The 17,433-nt window shown below is 40.1% G+C and carries 19 protein-coding genes; 12 read left to right on the forward strand and 7 right to left on the reverse strand.

Annotation, left to right across the window (positions count from 1 at the left end; all coding sequences use genetic code 11):
• Positions 1-33: 33 nt before the first annotated feature.
• The 4 genes from EJ995_RS06220 to EJ995_RS13150 form a co-directional block, all read right to left on the reverse strand.
• The gene (locus EJ995_RS06220; RefSeq protein ID WP_126446686.1) at positions 34-618 is read right to left on the reverse strand and encodes a hypothetical protein; all 585 of its coding nucleotides are present in this window, start codon (positions 616-618) and stop codon (positions 34-36) included.
• A 102-nt stretch (positions 619-720) separates the two neighbouring features.
• Positions 721-2,922 (reverse strand): TonB-dependent receptor family protein, encoded by a 2,202-nt coding sequence (locus EJ995_RS06225; RefSeq protein ID WP_126446688.1) that lies wholly within the window; start codon positions 2,920-2,922, stop codon positions 721-723.
• A 129-nt stretch (positions 2,923-3,051) separates the two neighbouring features.
• Entirely contained in the window at positions 3,052-4,362 is a 1,311-nt protein-coding gene (gene hemG / locus EJ995_RS06230; RefSeq protein ID WP_126446690.1) for a protoporphyrinogen oxidase, read from the reverse strand.
• A 145-nt stretch (positions 4,363-4,507) separates the two neighbouring features.
• Positions 4,508-4,648 (reverse strand): hypothetical protein, encoded by a 141-nt coding sequence (locus tag EJ995_RS13150; protein ID WP_164549880.1) that lies wholly within the window; start codon positions 4,646-4,648, stop codon positions 4,508-4,510.
• A 163-nt stretch (positions 4,649-4,811) separates the two neighbouring features.
• On the opposite strand from EJ995_RS13150, the gene guaB reads away from it, so the two are divergent.
• The 10 genes from guaB to EJ995_RS06280 all read left to right on the forward strand — a co-directional run bounded on the left by guaB (position 4,812) and on the right by EJ995_RS06280 (position 12,326).
• Complete coding sequence (gene guaB, locus EJ995_RS06235) at positions 4,812-6,287, forward strand: IMP dehydrogenase (RefSeq protein ID WP_126448887.1); 1,476 nt, start codon at positions 4,812-4,814, stop codon at positions 6,285-6,287.
• A complete protein-coding gene (locus tag EJ995_RS06240) occupies positions 6,287-6,901 on the forward strand; it encodes a fumarylacetoacetate hydrolase family protein (protein WP_126446691.1) in 615 nt (204 codons plus the stop codon). The genes guaB and EJ995_RS06240 overlap by 1 nt, the downstream gene beginning before the upstream one ends.
• Positions 6,898-7,236 carry an Hpt domain-containing protein gene (locus EJ995_RS06245; protein ID WP_126446693.1) on the forward strand — a complete coding sequence of 113 codons (339 nt, stop codon included), beginning with the start codon at positions 6,898-6,900 and terminating at the stop codon, positions 7,234-7,236. Before EJ995_RS06240 ends, EJ995_RS06245 begins: the two co-directional genes overlap by 4 nt.
• Positions 7,233-8,489, forward strand: a complete 1,257-nt coding sequence (locus tag EJ995_RS06250) for a CinA family nicotinamide mononucleotide deamidase-related protein (protein WP_126446695.1) — start codon at positions 7,233-7,235, stop codon at positions 8,487-8,489. The genes EJ995_RS06245 and EJ995_RS06250 overlap by 4 nt, the downstream gene beginning before the upstream one ends.
• Positions 8,490-8,548: 59 nt before the next feature.
• Positions 8,549-8,788 carry a 50S ribosomal protein L28 gene (gene rpmB / locus EJ995_RS06255; protein ID WP_126446697.1) on the forward strand — a complete coding sequence of 80 codons (240 nt, stop codon included), beginning with the start codon at positions 8,549-8,551 and terminating at the stop codon, positions 8,786-8,788.
• Between the two features lie 21 nt (positions 8,789-8,809).
• Positions 8,810-8,992 carry a 50S ribosomal protein L33 gene (rpmG, locus tag EJ995_RS06260; RefSeq protein ID WP_126446699.1) on the forward strand — a complete coding sequence of 61 codons (183 nt, stop codon included), beginning with the start codon at positions 8,810-8,812 and terminating at the stop codon, positions 8,990-8,992.
• A 6-nt stretch (positions 8,993-8,998) separates the two neighbouring features.
• Positions 8,999-9,151, forward strand: a complete 153-nt coding sequence (locus EJ995_RS06265; protein ID WP_126446701.1) for a DUF4295 domain-containing protein — start codon at positions 8,999-9,001, stop codon at positions 9,149-9,151.
• Between the two features lie 139 nt (positions 9,152-9,290).
• Positions 9,291-10,244, forward strand: a complete 954-nt coding sequence (gene ftsY / locus EJ995_RS06270; RefSeq protein ID WP_126446703.1) for a signal recognition particle-docking protein FtsY — start codon at positions 9,291-9,293, stop codon at positions 10,242-10,244.
• 81 nt (positions 10,245-10,325) lie between these two features.
• Complete coding sequence (locus EJ995_RS06275) at positions 10,326-11,993, forward strand: amidase family protein (RefSeq protein WP_126446705.1); 1,668 nt, start codon at positions 10,326-10,328, stop codon at positions 11,991-11,993.
• A gap of 30 nt (positions 11,994-12,023) precedes the next feature.
• The gene (locus tag EJ995_RS06280; protein WP_126446707.1) at positions 12,024-12,326 is read left to right on the forward strand and encodes a hypothetical protein; all 303 of its coding nucleotides are present in this window, start codon (positions 12,024-12,026) and stop codon (positions 12,324-12,326) included.
• Positions 12,327-12,401: 75 nt separating this feature from the next.
• Here EJ995_RS06280 and EJ995_RS06285 read toward each other — a convergent pair whose 3' ends face one another.
• Together EJ995_RS06285 and EJ995_RS06290 are read right to left on the reverse strand one after the other, a co-directional pair.
• Positions 12,402-13,622 (reverse strand): outer membrane beta-barrel protein, encoded by a 1,221-nt coding sequence (locus tag EJ995_RS06285; RefSeq protein WP_126446708.1) that lies wholly within the window; start codon positions 13,620-13,622, stop codon positions 12,402-12,404.
• Between the two features lie 59 nt (positions 13,623-13,681).
• Positions 13,682-14,935, reverse strand: coding sequence for a hypothetical protein (locus EJ995_RS06290; RefSeq protein ID WP_126446710.1), 1,254 nt, complete (start codon positions 14,933-14,935; stop codon positions 13,682-13,684).
• Positions 14,936-15,102: 167 nt separating this feature from the next.
• Here EJ995_RS06290 and rimO point away from each other — a divergent pair, with 167 nt between their 5' ends.
• Positions 15,103-16,407 carry a 30S ribosomal protein S12 methylthiotransferase RimO gene (gene rimO, locus EJ995_RS06295; RefSeq protein ID WP_126446712.1) on the forward strand — a complete coding sequence of 435 codons (1,305 nt, stop codon included), beginning with the start codon at positions 15,103-15,105 and terminating at the stop codon, positions 16,405-16,407.
• A 10-nt stretch (positions 16,408-16,417) separates the two neighbouring features.
• A complete protein-coding gene (locus EJ995_RS06300; RefSeq protein WP_164549881.1) occupies positions 16,418-17,092 on the forward strand; it encodes a TlpA family protein disulfide reductase in 675 nt (224 codons plus the stop codon).
• Between the two features lie 54 nt (positions 17,093-17,146).
• Here the strand turns inward: EJ995_RS06300 and EJ995_RS06305 are convergent, their stop codons facing one another.
• Positions 17,147-17,338: a hypothetical protein gene (locus EJ995_RS06305; protein WP_126446716.1), complete on the reverse strand. Its 192-nt coding sequence runs from the start codon at positions 17,336-17,338 to the stop codon at positions 17,147-17,149.
• Between the last annotated feature and the right edge of the window lie 95 nt (positions 17,339-17,433).

The raw sequence follows: 17,433 nt of genomic DNA on the forward strand, positions 1-17,433 counted from the left end.
CAAAACGTTATAAAGATGACGGACTCCTAAATGTTAACTCATTTCCTGCATACTAGGCTTCTCGCCAGTCTCGCCGTATCTGTTGATCAGCTCTGCAATTTCTTCTGGCGACAAGTAGAATTGGCGCATGTGGTTCTTGTATTTATCAGACAGACTAGTGTGATTTAAAATGAAGTTTTTGGTTTTTAAGATGTAATTACCCATGCCGTGCTTTACTGCATAGTCATCTGCTGCACGTTCAACTTCTTTGATATGTGCTTTGGAATACAAGTATTTTAAACCAAAAAAGATCATACCTATGGTAGATCGAGATCTATAATCCATCACGTGTCCCAATTCGTGACCCAACCAGCCTACCAACACATCATCAGGGATCTCATCAATAGTAAAAAATTTGTCTTCAACCTGAAACTTCTTGCTAATTAAAATGATGTAGGCTCGGTTTTTACGAGAGGTAAAAAGGCTTTTCCATTTAGGTTGCGCCTGCATAAAATTCTTGCGCACCATATCGTTGAATTTAAATTCAACCTCGGTGTCTTGCAATTCGGGATAATAAGATAGCGCTTGTTCTGCTTCATTTTGAATGCTTTGTGGCGCAATAAGTTTAGGATACTTCATTAATTGAAAGATACTGGTAATGCGTTCATAGGTCGTGAAAAATGCGTTAAATGAAAAAGCATCGCCGCCGCGATGCTTTTAAAAAATTGATAGGCTGGCCAATTAAAATCTACCAATAATTCCTGCATTGATACCAAATGGATGTCCAGGTCGCAAACCAGCTGGTTGTCTGGATACAGCATAATCGTTGTCCAGTAGATTTATCACATTAGTTGTCAGGCTTACACGAGGACTTAAATGATATCTAGCAGATAAGTCCACTACAAAGTTGCTGTCCACACGATTGGCAGTAGCAATATCACCGCTTCCTGCAATCGTGCGCATCTCGCCGACAAATCTTGCATTGGCATTGATATCAAATCTCGCATTGGTCAATCCAGCAATGATGTTCCATTGATGATTTGCTATATATGGTATCTCATCACCCACTTGAACCTCTCCATAAACATCACTATCAAACGCATTACGGAATTCTGTATCAGTATAAGTGTAGTTTACAGTGATAGGTAAGCCAAATCGTAAATTAGATTCCAGTAAATCATAACTCAAACTTAGCTCAAGACCGGCAACGTTGACTTCGCCAGCATTAAAAAGATCCGTGGTACCGCCACCACCAGCTGCTGCAAGATCACTACCTAATAAGTTACTGTAATCGTTAAAGAATAGGGTTGTCTCACCACGCAGTTTGCCGATAAGGTACCTACTTCCCAACTCATAATTGATGCTGCTTTCTTCCTCAACATCTGGCGAACTTCCTGGAGGCGAGAAACCTTTATGTACACCACCAAAGAATGCTAGTCGATTATTCCATCTATAATGAGCACCGATTCCTGGAATAAATACCGAAATGTTATTTTCTCTTGAGGAAAGATCGCTGCCAGTTCTATTGACGTCATCGCTACCAAAATTATTTCTGGACAGCTTGATATCCTCATATCGCAGGCCAGGCGTTAAGGTCAGTTTATTAAAGTTAAACGTGTAGAGTGCATGTAGAGCAATCGCTTGCGCATCGCTTACGCGATTTGCGTCGGTTCCTGGTGTGCCTGCTGTGGTACGATTTAAGGCACCGTTGTCTATTCCATAAAGATCTACCCATTGAAAACGATCTTCTTGATCCTCATGATAGCGAGCGCCAACTTCTAGTTCCTGTCTCGCTGTCTCACCCCAATTGATGCGAGCTACCGTTTGAACGCCACGAGAATAGTAAACGCGGTTATTGTTCTTTACTCCAAAAACATCATCATCTGTATCTTCTTGACTAGAGACTGCTGCAAACTCATCAGCAAATTCATCTGGTCGATCAAGAATATTGTTGATCTTGACTTTACCATCACCTGTATCTACATAATCAAGTTTGTACCAGTTGCGCTTGAAGTTATTGGAATATCCAGTTGTTGTTATGGATATGTTGCTCGCAGGTTTGATAAAATGAGTTAGCTGTATTTGATCATGCTCTTGATCAATTTGATCTGCTGCGCTGGATAAATAGCGACGGTAAGGATCTGTTTCAAAATCTGCATCGGTAAGGCCTAAGTAAGTCTCATTATCAAGGCCTTCACTGTATTGAAGTTTTAAGGTGACTGATTGAAATACTTTAGCATCTGCGCTGGAGTTGTAGCGCACTTTGGTAGTGTAATCATTGCGGTCAAAACCTGTGTTGCCGCCACCATCGAGACTTTTAAAGCCATCGCTATTGAAGTTGAGGTACTCTGCGACAAACCCAAAATGCTCGCCAGAATCACCTACTCGCAGTTCTGTTTGTCTCGTATTGTAATTTCCAAAATTGATGCGACCGTAGCCTTGCAAGTCAGATGGTACTGCGCTGGATACAAAATTGATAGCACCACCAGTAGTAAATGGGCCGTATTGAATCTGACTGCTACCTTTGAGAACCTCAACAGACTGCATGCGTGCTACATTAGGAAAATAATAAGCTGCTGGAGCAGAGTAGGGCGCTGGCGCGATCAATACACCATCTTCCATCAAGGTGATTTTAGAAGAACGTTCTGCTTGGGTTCCTCTTAGAGAGATATTAGGACGCAAACCAAAACCATCTTCTTCGGTAATATTCACACCAGGAACTTTCAATAGAACCCGATTGACATCTGTGTAATTGAATCTTTCCAGCTCTTCGGCGGTTACTTTGTATGAACTACCAGTGCGATTTAGCTTTTCAAATCGGCTTCCAAAAAGCGATCGCTGTTTCAAATAAATCGACTCAAGATTGTTGATGCTGTCATTAGTTTGAGCAAAAAGGGTACTTGCAGAAATCAGCGCCAATCCTGTTAAAAATATTCTTATCATTATTTAGACTTAGTATAAATAGAATTTCAGATTGCAAAACTAAAACCTTATTTAGATTTAATAAGAATAAGAAGCGAATAAATTTTTATGAAGTTTTCTAATCAAAAGATTTATAGTGATAGATAAATACTATTGTACTGTACTTGCTGCCATCTTACAATGTTCATCTATGCAATCACCCAGCGAAACACCGCTTACGAAATTACCAGCGACCTTGAATCCAGTATTCTGTAATTCCCATTGAGCAATATCATTCAGTAATTGGTGATGACCTACCTTTTTTTGTGGTATAGCCTGTGGCCAGTTTTTATGATCAAGCAGCTCCAGTTTAGCAGAGTAGCCTGTCCATTTTTCAAATAGCGGCTGGCACAAGGTATCTAATAGTTTTTTTGGCTCATTGGTTGCCGTATGATCTGGTTTGATGAAAAAATTGATCAAACCATGTGTTTCCGTACGAGCTGTTTCAAAAACTAGAGCATTATACATAACGCCTATCAAATCCTTGCGCTCAAAGCCAGAGGCTAGAAAGCCAAAACCTGTGCAGCATCGCTCTAATTCCGCAAGATCGACACGTGTTTGCAAGGTGAGCATCGGGTTGTAATCGATAATTAATTTTGGAAAGTCGGCTGGCATAATTCTAAGCAACGCATAGGATGGCAAGGTTGAGATGACTCGACTAGCAGTAATTTCTTCACCCGTGGATAATTTTATTTTCCAGTGCGCATCGTTCTTATTTACATTGACTACTTCAGTGTCAAGGTGCATATGATTGTTTTGCTTTCGCGAAAGCGTAACCACCAATGACTCTAAACCATTTTTCAAAGTAATGATCTTGCGACTGGCACCGGGCGAATTTTTAAGTCCTTTAAGTACGCTTCCAAATTCACGTTCCAACTCGACAAGCCGCGGGAAAACGCTCGCCATTTCAAGTTCTCTTGCATCACCAGCATAGATACCCGATACTATCGCACCGGCCATACGTTGCGCGACCTGAGTGCCAAATCTGCGCTCAAAAAAGTCATAGACGCTCTCGCCAGCAGGTGATTTCGATTTAATAAAAGGCTCTTTAAGGATACGCAGTTTCCCAGAAACAGACAGCAATCTAGTGGTAATCAAAGTGAGCGGCGACGCCTTGAGCGTGTGCAGCTGGTCATCCCAAAGTATCTGGCGTATGTTGCTCTCTTGACGTGCATGAATAATTTCTTTTTCCAGATCCAGCTCTTTTAAAAGTTCATTCACAGCTGGCGTGGCAACGAGACTATTAGGTCCGTATTCTATGGTCAGTCCATCAACATGCTTAGACTGTATCACGCCACCAGCTCTGGCTGACTTTTCAAGAACGGCATATTCCACGCCTTGTTTGTGCAATTCAAATCCAGCACTCAAACCAGACAGGCCAGCGCCCAGAACAAGTGTGTCATAATGTGATTTGAGTTGCATGATGCAAAGGTAAGTCTTGAATAGATTAGTTATCAGTTATCAGTTGACAGTCAACGGTTGTCGGTGGATAGCTGTCGTGGATCAGTTTTCAATGAACGATTATTGATTTTAACTTCTTAATTATGTGTTCCTTTCGGCCAATTCGTTATTTCCATATTCCATATTCCATATTCCATATTCCATATTCCATATTCCATATTCCATATTCCATATTCCATATTCCATATTCCGTACTCGATAGTTCAATTATAAGTTTAAGTTCAATATTCCGTACTCGATAGTTCAATTATAAGTTTAAGTTCAATCCATCTTCCTAAGTCATAACTCTTAAGTCATAAGTTTGCGATGTCATTCGTATCCAATATTTCAGCTGCTTTGCGATCCTAATTGTATCGATTCTCGAGCGTCACAATAAGCCGTATATTTGCATGCAATTAAATTTAATTGCGATGATCTCACACGATGCCAAGTTTGTTGGTGAAGGCCTTACTTATGACGATGTTCTTCTCGTCCCTGGCTACAGCGAGGTACTACCTAGAGAGGTAAGTATTTCTTCAAAATTCTCACGTAATATCACCTTGAATGTTCCAGTCATTTCGGCGGCGATGGATACGGTGACTGAAAGTCGTATGGCGATTGCCATGGCTCAAGAAGGTGGCATTGGTGTTTTACACAAGAATATGTCCATTGAGGCACAAGCTCAAAAAGTACGTCGCGTTAAACGTGCAGAAAGTGGTATGATCATCGATCCTGTCACCTTAACAGAAGATGCTACCATCGGCGATGCAAAAGCCAGCATGAGAGAGCACAGCATTGGTGGTATTCCCATCATAGATGCAGCAGGTTATATTAAAGGTATCGTTACAAATCGTGACTTGCGATTTGAAAAAGACGATGATAGATTAGTGACTGAGGTCATGACTTCAGAAAACTTAATCACTGCAAAAGCCGGCACATCGCTACAGCAAGCAGAATTGATATTGCAGGAACACAAGATTGAGAAACTACTGGTAGTTAGCGACGACGATAAGTTGGTAGGCTTGATAACCTTTAGAGATATTACAAAGCTCACATTAAAACCGCATGCCAATAAGGACCGATATGGTAGACTAAGAGTGGCTGCAGCCCTCGGCGTGACACACGATGCAGTCGATAGAGCAGCAGCGTTAGTAGAAGCTGGTGTTGATGCAGTCGTCATTGATACGGCACACGGTCATACTAAGGGTGTGGTCAACGTACTTAAAGAAGTAAAAAAACGATTTCCAGATCTAGACGTTGTGGTAGGTAATGTCGCTACTGCCGAGGCTGCAAAATATCTTGCAGATGCAGGCGCAGACGCCGTGAAAGTAGGAATAGGTCCAGGTTCTATCTGTACAACACGAGTGGTTGCTGGTGTAGGTTTCCCACAATTAAGTGCCGTGATGGAAGCATCTCATGCGCTCAAGGGAACTGGCGTTCCTGTCATTGCTGATGGTGGTATACGTTACACAGGTGATATACCTAAAGCACTAGCTGCTGGCGCAGATTGCGTAATGTTGGGATCGATGCTGGCAGGAACCACAGAGTCGCCAGGAGAAACAATTATATATGACGGGCGTAAGTTCAAGTCTTACCGTGGTATGGGATCGGTAGAAGCCATGAAAACTGGCTCTAAGGATCGATATTTCCAGGATGTAGAAGACGATATTAAAAAATTAGTGCCAGAAGGAATAGTTGGTCGTGTTCCTTTTAAAGGTGATTTGGTTGAAAGTATGACTCAATTTATAGGCGGCCTAAGAGCCGGAATGGGTTACTGCGGTGCAGGATCGATTGAGGAGCTTAAGGATAAAGGTAAGTTTGTAAAAATCACGGCTGCTGGTGTTCATGAGAGCCATCCACATGATGTGACCATTACCAAAGAGGCGCCTAATTACAGCCGCAAGTAATGAAAATCATTTGCATAGGCCGCAATTATGCCAAACATATTGAGGAGCTGGACAACGAGCGTCCCGTTGAGCCTGTAGTTTTCATGAAGCCGGATACATCCATTTTATTGGATAAGAATCCGTTTTTTATTCCAGAATTCTCAAATGATGTTCATCATGAAGTAGAGGTTGTGGTTAAGATCAATCGCTTGGGTAAGCACATCGATAAAAAATTTGCCCATAAATACTATCAAGAAATAGGTCTAGGTATTGATTTTACCGCACGAGATGTGCAACAACGTTGCAAGGAGCAAGGTTTGCCATGGGAAAAGGCAAAGGCCTTTGATGGTGCTACCGTAGTTTCTAGAAAGTTTATCGACAAGAATGATCTAGGTGATTTAGGACAGCTGGACTTTCAGTTACATAAAAATGGCGAGTTGCAACAAGATGGCAATACAAGTCACATGTTATGGAATATTGATGAGATCATAGCCTATGTTTCTACCTTTTTCACGCTTAAAATAGGAGACCTTATCTTTACCGGCACTCCATCAGGAGTTTCCCGCGTCATAGAGAATGACGAGCTAGTTGGCACTTTGAGTGGTCAACAATTATTTTCAATTAGAGTAAAATGAGTAAACGATATAATCTAGATAACATCAAGGTACTTTCAGACAACGACCCAGAGTTTATCAAATCCATGGTCGAGGTGTTTTGCCTGGAAATACCACAGGATCTAGAAAACCTGGCGACTGGTGTGGTAGAAGATGATAGGAATAAGGTACACGAGTACGCCCATAAGATCAAGCCTACGGTAGAGATGTTTGGTTTAAGTACGCATACAGATGTTCTAGTACTAGAAGCTTGGGGTAAGTCACAGGATCCTATGGATATCAGTGAGCACTTTATGCGCGTACAAGAGGATTTACAGGCTACGGTAAAGCAACTTAAAGAAGATTTTCCGCAATGATCGCGACCATCATTACCATAGGTGATGAAATCCTTATAGGTCAAATTGTCGATACTAATTCTGCATGGATGGCTCGAGAGCTTAATCGTGTTGGGGTTTCAGTTCTTGAGATCATGTCTATTAGTGATGATGAGGATCATATAGTTTCAGCTTTCGCGAAAGCGGAACAACAATCAGACATCGTTCTAGTCACCGGCGGATTGGGACCTACCAAAGACGACGTTACCAAGACTGCTTTATGCACATATTTTCAAGATGAGCTGGTACTTGACGAGGCTACCTTGCAACACGTCAAAGATCTGTTTGCCAAATATGTAAAAGACAAATTGTTGCCCGCTAATGAGACGCAGGCGATGCTACCGTCAAAAGCCACGATTTTAAAAAATGAATACGGCACCGCACCTGGAATGTTGTTGGTGAATAATGACACCACGTTTGTATCCATGCCAGGTGTGCCCTTTGAGATGAAGGCGTTGATGATCAATCACGTGATACCTTATATAGTAGAAAAAGGTGAGTTACCTTATATATATCACAGGACGATCTTGACAGCTGGACAAGGTGAGAGTACCATCGCGCACAGGATTGAGCAATGGGAAAACTTATTGCCAAGTCATGTAAGCCTTGCATATTTGCCTAGTTTAGGATCTGTAAGACTGCGATTGTCGTGCAAAGGAATGGACAAGGAACAGGTAACTCGCGATGTTGATGCGCAGGTGGATCAATTGTATGGATTGTTAGCAGATATTATAGTAGGCGAGAGCAACGACGAGACACTTTCACAACAGATAAGTGCCTTGTTTAAGAGTCAAGAAAAAACACTTGCCGTTGCAGAAAGTTGTACCGGCGGCCAAATCGCGCAACAATTGACACAACATCCAGGCGCGTCACAATTTTTCAAAGGAGCTTCTGTCACCTATGCAACCCAGTCAAAAGTGGATTTGCTAGACGTAGATCAAGCCTTGATAGATAAATATAGTGTGGTGAGTGAAGAAGTTGCTATTGCCATGGCAATAGGTGCGAGAAAAAAATTTAAGGCAGACGTTGCTGTTTCTACCACAGGTAACGCTGGTCCAGATAAGGGCGATAGTGATGTAGCCGTAGGAACTGTTTGTATAGGTATTGCTACTGGTGATCAACAATATGCTCTCAAATTCATGATGGGAAATCATAGAGAACGTGTGATTCAAAAAACAGTCAATAAGTCGATGGAACTATTGCAAAAAGAATTATTAAAAAAGGCAGTAATTTAGATTTGTGGGATTGAATTAATATTCGTTATTTTGCAGTCCGATTTTAAACACAGATAATCATGTCACGAGTTTGTGAACTTACTGGTAAGAGAGCGATGTCGGGAAACAATGTTTCTCACGCGATGAATAAGACTAAGCGTCGTTTTAACGTGAACCTTTTCAAGAAGCGTTTTTACCTACCTGAAGAAGATAAGTGGATCACACTACGTGTATCTGCAAGAGCGATAAAGAACATCAATAAAAAGGGAATTACCCAAGTTGTGAAAGAAGCACGTGCAAACGGCATCTTGAGCAAGTAATTCTATTTAATACATTACAAGATGGCAAAGAAAGGAAATAGAATTCAAGTAATCCTTGAATGTACTGAGCATAAAGAGACTGGTAAGCCAGGAACTTCTCGTTACATCACTACTAAGAATAAAAAGAATACGCCAGACCGCCTGGAATTGAAGAAATTCAACCCAGTATTGAAGCGTATGACTGTTCATAAAGAAATTAAATAATAAGACATGGCAAAGAAATCAGTAGCAACCCTACAAACTGGGTCAAAGAGATTAACTAAAGCCATTAAGATGGTTAAGTCACCTAAAACTGGTGCCTACACATTTGTGAGTGCTATCATGGCTCCAGAATTAGTAAACGACTTCTTGAACAAGAAGTAAGTTGGTTAGTTAAGATGATAAGACCGCGTTGCGATAGCAGCGCGGTCTTTTTTGTTTAATGATCGCGCATAACCAGCGATGCTTATAGCCCTGATTATTAAAGTTCACTTGACTAACTTTACAGCACCAACGATAAACTATGAGTTTTTTTAAAAACATATTTAATAAAGAGAAAAAGGAGACCCTTGATAAGGGTCTTGAGAAGTCCAAAAATAGTTTTCTCGACAAGCTAGGAAAGGCAGTTGCAGGTAAGTCCAAAGTTGACGATGACCTACTCGATGATCTTGAAGATGTACTGGTTTCAAGTGATGTAGGCGTTGCCACAACCATCAAAGTCATCAATAGGATTGAAGAGCGAGTTGCAAGAGATAAATATCTAGGAACCGAAGAGCTCAATAAAATACTGCGTGAGGAAATTGCAGGATTGCTAAGCGAGGTAAATAGCGGCAACGCTACGGAATTCTCCATACCAGAGACCAAAGGACCTTATGTAATCATGATTGTAGGCGTCAATGGTGTTGGTAAAACGACAACCATAGGTAAGCTGGCACATCAATTTAAGAAAGCTGGTAAAAAAGTAGTATTAGGAGCTGGCGATACCTTTAGAGCGGCAGCGGTGGATCAATTACAGATTTGGGCAGATAGAGTAGGCGTCGATATCGTCAAGCAAAAGATGGGAAGCGATCCAGCTAGCGTCGCATACGACACCTTGCAGAGTGCTGTCGCAAACAATGCCGATGTGGTATTGCTAGACACGGCAGGAAGACTACATAACAAGATCAACTTGATGAATGAGCTTACTAAAATCAAGCGCGTCATGGATAAAGTTATCCCAGAAGCACCGCACGATGTCATGCTGGTACTCGATGGTTCTACGGGACAAAATGCCTTTGAACAGGCAAAACAATTTACTGCTGCAACCGAAGTAAGCTCACTGGCGATTACTAAATTGGATGGTACTGCCAAAGGTGGTGTCGTCATAGGAATATCAGATCAATTCCAGATTCCTGTGAAATATATAGGAGTAGGTGAAGGCATGGAAGACCTGCAGGTATTCAATAAAATTGAATTTGTTGACAGCTTCTTTAATTAGACTGCATAAACTTGACATAAAACTCTCTGCTAGCGACGAGCCTGTGCAGAGAGTTTTCTATTTTTAGATAAATTAATTTCTATGAGATTTTTGTACTTATTTCTATTCGTTTTTATTGTTGCCTGTGGCCCATCTCAAAATGCTACCACGCAAGAAAATAATGGGGAACAAGAAGCCAAGGCTTCTCAAGAGCCTAAGGAGCTAGAAGAAATGGATTTCAAGGTACTGGATTCTAAATACATCACTAGAGATGATGTTTTTGCAGTTTTGAAGGCTGATGTGTTACGCTTTCGCGAAAGCTCGCCTAGCGGTAATCGCAAGAAAGACGAAATGAACGAGTACGTACTCGAGAAAACCATACCTGAAATACAAAGCGCGATTTATGAGAATAAATTTACCTATAGGGATCTAGCATTGTTTTATCTGGATAGGATTTATCGCTATGACCGCAATAACGAGCTTTCCTTAAACAGTGTCATCTCACTTAATCCTAAGGTCTTAGAACAAGCAACTGCTGCGGATAAGCGCATGGATCAAATGAAATCCTATGGCGAGTCCTTCAATCCATATACGATCACAGGTATGCCTATCCTATTAAAGGATAACATCAATACGGCCGACATGCCAACGACTGCTGGCGCTGCAACATTGATGGAAAATCAAACAAGAGATGCACAGATAGTGACCAATTTGAAAGATGCCGGTGCGATTATTTTAGGGAAGGCCAACTTGAGCGAATGGGCATATTTTTTCTGTGGAGATTGCCCAAGCGGCTACAGCGCTGTCGGTGGTCAAACATTAAGTCCCTATAAACGCAAGTTTATTGATACAGGTGGATCGAGTAGTGGTAGCGGTGTTAGTGTCGCTGCAAATCTAGCGGTTGCCGCGGTAGGATCAGAGACAAGTGGATCTATACTGTCACCTAGTTCTCAAAATTCTGTGGTTGGGTTCAAGCCTAAAGTGGGTACTTTATCTGGTGACGGCATCGTGCCTATTTCCAGTTATCTTGATACTGCTGGCCCGATGGCAAAAAGTGTAATAGATGCGGCTATACTTATGCAAGCGCTAACTGGTGATACGTCAAATGCTTTTATTGACAATACGTTACTTAAAAAACTTGATGAAGCTAGTTTGAAGGGTAGAAGATTTGGTATTTTCCCAGACTTTAAATCAAATCCATTGTATGCAAAAGCCATTCAAGATGTTAAGAATCTGGGTGGTGTCATCGTTGAATTGCCTGCACGAGAAGTGCAACTCAATAATTTCTTGACGGTCTTGAATGCAGATATGCGTCAAGATTTACCGGCTTATTTTAAGGAAAGTGCAAATAAGAAATACAATGGTTGGGATGTTGGTAAGGTAATGATGGAGAATCGCAAGGACAGTATCAATGCCATGCCTTATGGGCAAAGACTTTTTCAAGGAATCATGGACGAGAAAGAAATGACTGATGCTGAATTCCTTGCCGTCAAAAATAATATTACGGCAAACGCACAAAATTATTTTGATAGCTATATAAATGATTATGGACTGGATGGTTTTTTATCCATCAATAATTACAGTGCAGGAATAGCAGCGGTAGGATTTTATCCTGCATTGACTGTACCTATGGGTTATGACTTGAATGGTGTTCCCTATGGATTGACTTTTATAACTAAGGATGATTTGTCCCGACAGCTATTCGTATGGGCAGCAGCTTATGAAAACGCTTATCCTAAAAGAAAGATACCTTCTAATTATACCAAATAAGCATTGAACACCACAGATAAAAAACCACCCTTGTTTACAGATAAAAGTCTGGGCATTTTTACGAGAGTGCTGGTGATTTACGCAGCGTTTTTCATCCTAGTTGTGGTGGCAAAAAGTATAAGTGACCCTGTAAGCGATAATTCTCTAGCACCAGCAAATGGCTACTTGCCATCCTATGTGATTGCAGGCGTTCACTTTGTATTGCTAATGATCAATGGAGCCATGATTGTTCTCAAGCGATACAATTGGTTGATACCTTCTATCAGTGCTATCATTATGCTGTTGTGCCGCATCTATTTTCAAGATCTCTCATTGTGGATATGGAGTTGGTGATATAAAAGATAGTTATCTCTTCAAGTAAAAAGCCACTCAGATTGAGTGGCTTTCTTTCTATTTAGTAATATTTGATTAGAATAATCGATAGCCTACCATGACGTTAAACGTGGATAGGTTGATGTCAAAGCCAAAGTTTCTAAAGCTCGTGTCAGTATAAAATTGATATTGAGCTACCGCACTCACTTTTCTATTAAATTCTATACCTACTGACGGTTGCACCACAAATTGATTAGAAATATCACTCACGATATTCACACTAGGATCAATGGCATAAATTTTACTATCGCCACTCGATACTTTATATCCTACGGACAGTCCTGGAAAAATTGAAAGTTTATCATTGGCATATAAGTAAGTTCTCGCACCTAGCATTGCATCGATCGATTGATATTCAAAAGACGTAATCTTTCCTGAAACATTACCATCAATTTGCTCTTGTGATAATTCAGTGGACGACCCTGCCGTGTAAAACAACTCTCCTATTATTGACCAGGTATAGTTTATTCGATCTAGACTAAACTCAGCTATGCCGCCTACACGCAGTGCTGTGTTGCTAGGATCGTCAAAACCGTCAAAGCGATCAGCAGTTGGATCTAAATTTGCATAACTGAAGCCTACTCCAGCCATTGCAGTTGCGGAGAATGGTTTGAAGTTAAATCTCTGTTTAAAGATTTTACTATTGCTACCTTGACAATCATTGTAACGTTGTATGTAATCTTTTAAATCATTCTCATTGTAACTAGTTTCTGATAAAACCTTAAAATCATTTTTATTACACTTTAAATATTCATTGAGTATAGCTCGATATGTGGCTACATTTTTAACAACATTATCGGTTGTCATATATTTTTTAAAGGGCAGTAAAACAATACTGCTGGTGTCATTTTTAATATAGTATCTGGTATTATTTTCATTAGAGTGTAGATACAGATCAGCCTTACCTTGTATAATTTGCCTCAGGAAAATGGTGCTTTCTCGAGTTCTAATTTCAGAGCTATTAGTCAGCACTTCATCATTTGATAAGTCGATGGTTGTAGCGCTACTTATTAATTTAACATCGCCATTAGTCAATCCAACTTCGCGAGCGTTTTGCGGAGTGATTTTTACAGACTCATTACCTTCCGTTGAGCTATAAAAATTGATAGCGCTAGGCGTCTTATAATTGGTACTTGAATTTATAAAACCTTGAGTTTTCACGCCTTCGGTATCAATTACATAAGCGGGAATCCTTTGAGTTTGAGAGTTAGCTACTAATGTGATTAGACAAATGCATACGCATAATATTTTTTTCATGATGCTGGTTTTAGATCGTTATCTTGGATAAATCGGTAAATAAGATACCTTACACATATTTAAAATATACGGTATCCTAAAGTAGCGCGTAAGCCGCTGTAGGTTGGTTCAAATATAGGCGAGCCTTTTTCATCATTTACTACAGGGACAAAATAATCAACATTAAGGCTAAATTTATTAAACAGCTCAAACCCTAATCCAATTCCAAATAATGGTCGATCGTCCAACGATTCAATCACTTCAGTAAAGCGATCTTGAAATCTGATAAATGAATCCTCTGAAGTAAAGAGGTAACCTGCCTTGGCAGATGCTTGAAGGTTTAAATTATCATTTAAGTAAAAAGATTTTATAGCGCCAAAGGTCACGTCAATACTGCTCACCTCATAATTGACTGGAACTATCACCGTACCTAAAACAGGTAGTCCATCATCAGAACCTACAACACTTCTATATGAAACCTGAGAATTTCCTTCTTTCTTGGCATTGTACCCAATTTCAGTTATTAGCGACCAACCATTAATCGTCTTACTTATTCTTAGTTCTAATTGACCAGCCACCCTCAAACTACTACTGTTGTCAATATCAGATCCGTCAAATGAGTCAAATTGAGAATTTACCGTTAAATATTGTGTGTCCACTCCAGCTAAAATGCGAGCAGAAAATCCTTTCAAATTTTCTTGTTGTCTCAACACACTGTAATTATTGTTCTCACATTCATTATAAGCAACAATATATTCAATAAGATCTTCTTCTGTATAGCTCATCTCACCCATTGCTTTGAAATCAATTTTGCCACAGTTTAATTCTTCAGATAATACACGCTTATACGGTTCATTAGTTTCCACACCCGTAGACTCTGAATTTAAGAAAATCTGATATTCGAGCAATTGCACATCATTACCTTCTTTGCTTATGTAATAGCGCACATTATCATTGGTGCTGTATTTGTACAGGCTAGCAGGGCCATCAACAATTGTATTTAAGAATACAGTCCTATTAATAGTATTTATATCTTGTTCATTGACTAGTTGCTTATCATTTGCTTGATCTACAGGAATATTTTTGGCAATAAATTTCACTCGATTGTCTGTAGTACCATATTCCATAGTATTGCTAGGCGTCATGATAATTTTATCACCGTCAGTAGTTAAATAAAAATTTGTGGTAATAGGATTGAAGATATTTCTGGACGGCCTGATAAAACCATCAACCTTCTTACCATTGGTTAATATTCTGTAGGCTTCTATACGATTGTTCTGTGCGATAGTTGCAGTAAGCACAAGTAAAAAAGCGATGGTTAGTTTCTGTTTCATATTTTTTAATAGTTGCCGCAATATAACCATACTGTTATGATCATAACAATTAGTTAGTAAGGTCGTCGATTGTAATGGTATTAGTTTGTATTTCGCTTTCGCGAAAGCGTAATCACCACAACCACCATAACATACTACCTACATAAGTCGTAAATTTGCAGCCGCTTATGAGAACAAAAACAAGAAAAAAGAACCGTATCAATGTCGTCACTCTAGGATGTTCTAAGAATGTCTATGATAGCGAGGTCTTGATGGGTCAATTGAAGGCCAGTGGTAAAGATGTGGTTCATGAGGAAGAAGGTAATGTCGTGGTCATCAATACTTGTGGTTTTATTGATAATGCTAAGGAAGAATCTGTCAACACCATTCTTGACTTTGTCGAGCGCAAAAATCGTGGTGAGGTCGATCAGGTTTTTGTTTCAGGTTGTTTGTCAGAGCGTTACAAGCCAGACCTGCAAGAAGAGATTCCAGATGTGGATCAGTATTTTGGCACGACAGAGCTGCCATCACTTCTCAAGGCGCTGGGCGCAGATTATAAGCACGAACTCATAGGTGAGCGTGTAACAACAACACCTAAAAACTATGCCTACTTCAAGATTGCGGAAGGTTGTGATCGCCCATGTTCCTTCTGTGCGATACCGCTTATGCGTGGTGGACACAAGAGCACGCCCATAGAAAACCTAGTCATTGAGGCAGAAAAGCTTGCGTCAAATGGCGTTAAAGAATTGATACTCATTGCTCAAGATTTGACTTATTACGGTCTTGACCTTTATAAAAAACGCCGCCTAGCCGATTTACTAACTGAGCTTTGTAAAGTAGATGGTATTGAGTGGATAAGGATGCACTATGCGTTCCCAACTGGTTTCCCGACTGATGTTCTCGATGTCATGAATGCAGAGCCTAAGGTGTGTAATTACCTAGATATACCATTGCAACACATTTCCACACCAGTATTGAAGTCAATGCGACGCGGTACCACATTTGAGAAGACTAACGCGCTGCTAGAAAAATTCCGTGAGCAGGTGCCTGATATGGCGATTAGAACTACGCTTATTGTTGGTTATCCTGGTGAGACGCAAGAAGATTTTGACATCTTGAAGCAATGGGTAATTGACCAGCGATTTGAAAGAATGGGTTGCTTTACCTATTCTCATGAAGAAAACACACATGCCTACAAACTTGAGGACGATGTTCCTGCAGATGTCAAACAAGAGCGCGCCAATGAAATTATGGAGATCCAGTCACAGATATCATGGGAACTGAATCAAGAAAAAATAGGTAAGCAGTTCAAGGTCATGATTGACCGCAAGCGTGGCGGCTACTTTGTAGGCCGTACAGAATTTGACAGCCCAGACGTGGACAATGAAGTGCTCATCGATGCCAGCGAGCATTATTGCAGTGTTGGCGAGTTTGTAAATGTAGAAATAACTGCGGCTGAAGATTTTGATTTGTATGCGGTGCCAGTTGCCTAAATTAAGATGTATGAAAAATTGGTTTGTTCTAATATTTTTAATGGTGAGTTCGTTTTATCTCAACGCTCAAACCCTAGTTTATAAACTTGAAGATGGTGTCATTCTAACCGATAGTCAATACCATGATTATAAGGTAGAAATGTTACGTACTGATATGATGGGAACAATAACCAGAGTCAAAACGGTAGGTGACAGTATTATACGCAGTGTAGAGTTTAAGAATTTATCGTCCATGAATTCAGGATTAGTGGATTACCTTGGACCTCACTGGCGTAATTTGGGTAAATATTATCCGCTGGAAGCTATCGCAAGTCATGATAATGCCACCTTTGATTATGCTGACCTTAAAGGTAAACCCACGTTTATCAATTTTTATTTCACCAGCTGTCCACCGTGTATAGAAGAGATTCCTGCGCTCAATACACTGCGCGACGAGTATAAGGACAAAGTTAATTTTATTGCCATCACGTTTGACGATAGGCATAAAGTGCGTAGATATAGCAAGCGTTTCAATTTTGATTATGATCAGGTGGTCAACGCAAGAGACTTGACAAGTGGTTTAGGTGTTCAAGGTTTCCCTCTTAATTTATTACTTTCTAAAAATGAGGTTCAAACTCATGTGTATCCCATGTTGCATGATATTGAATCGGTCAAGCAAGATATAGAAGCCTTGCTGGATAATTAGATACTACTTAAGGTCAGTTGGTTATTTGCAGAAGTATTTAAGTACAGTGTTCACTTACTTCTTTTCAATGAAATCTGTTCCAGAATCAGATTGACGATCGGCACGTTTATCTCTAAAACTTTGTTTGAAGTTGCGACGTTTGCGTTGACCTAAAGACTTTTGCCTGCTTTTATTCCAGCCTAAAAAGACGAAGAATGCAATGATTACAGCGGCTATGTAGATCCAGTCAGCGTATTGATCAAACATGGTTACAAGTTTTATTTAAAGATAGGATTTAGTTGGTAATTACTAGTTTAAGTTTTCAGTTGCAGTGATTAGTTCATTCATAGTATAATTAACAA

Source organism: Nonlabens ponticola, assembly GCF_003966335.1.
Lineage (GTDB): Bacteria > Bacteroidota > Bacteroidia > Flavobacteriales > Flavobacteriaceae > Nonlabens > Nonlabens ponticola.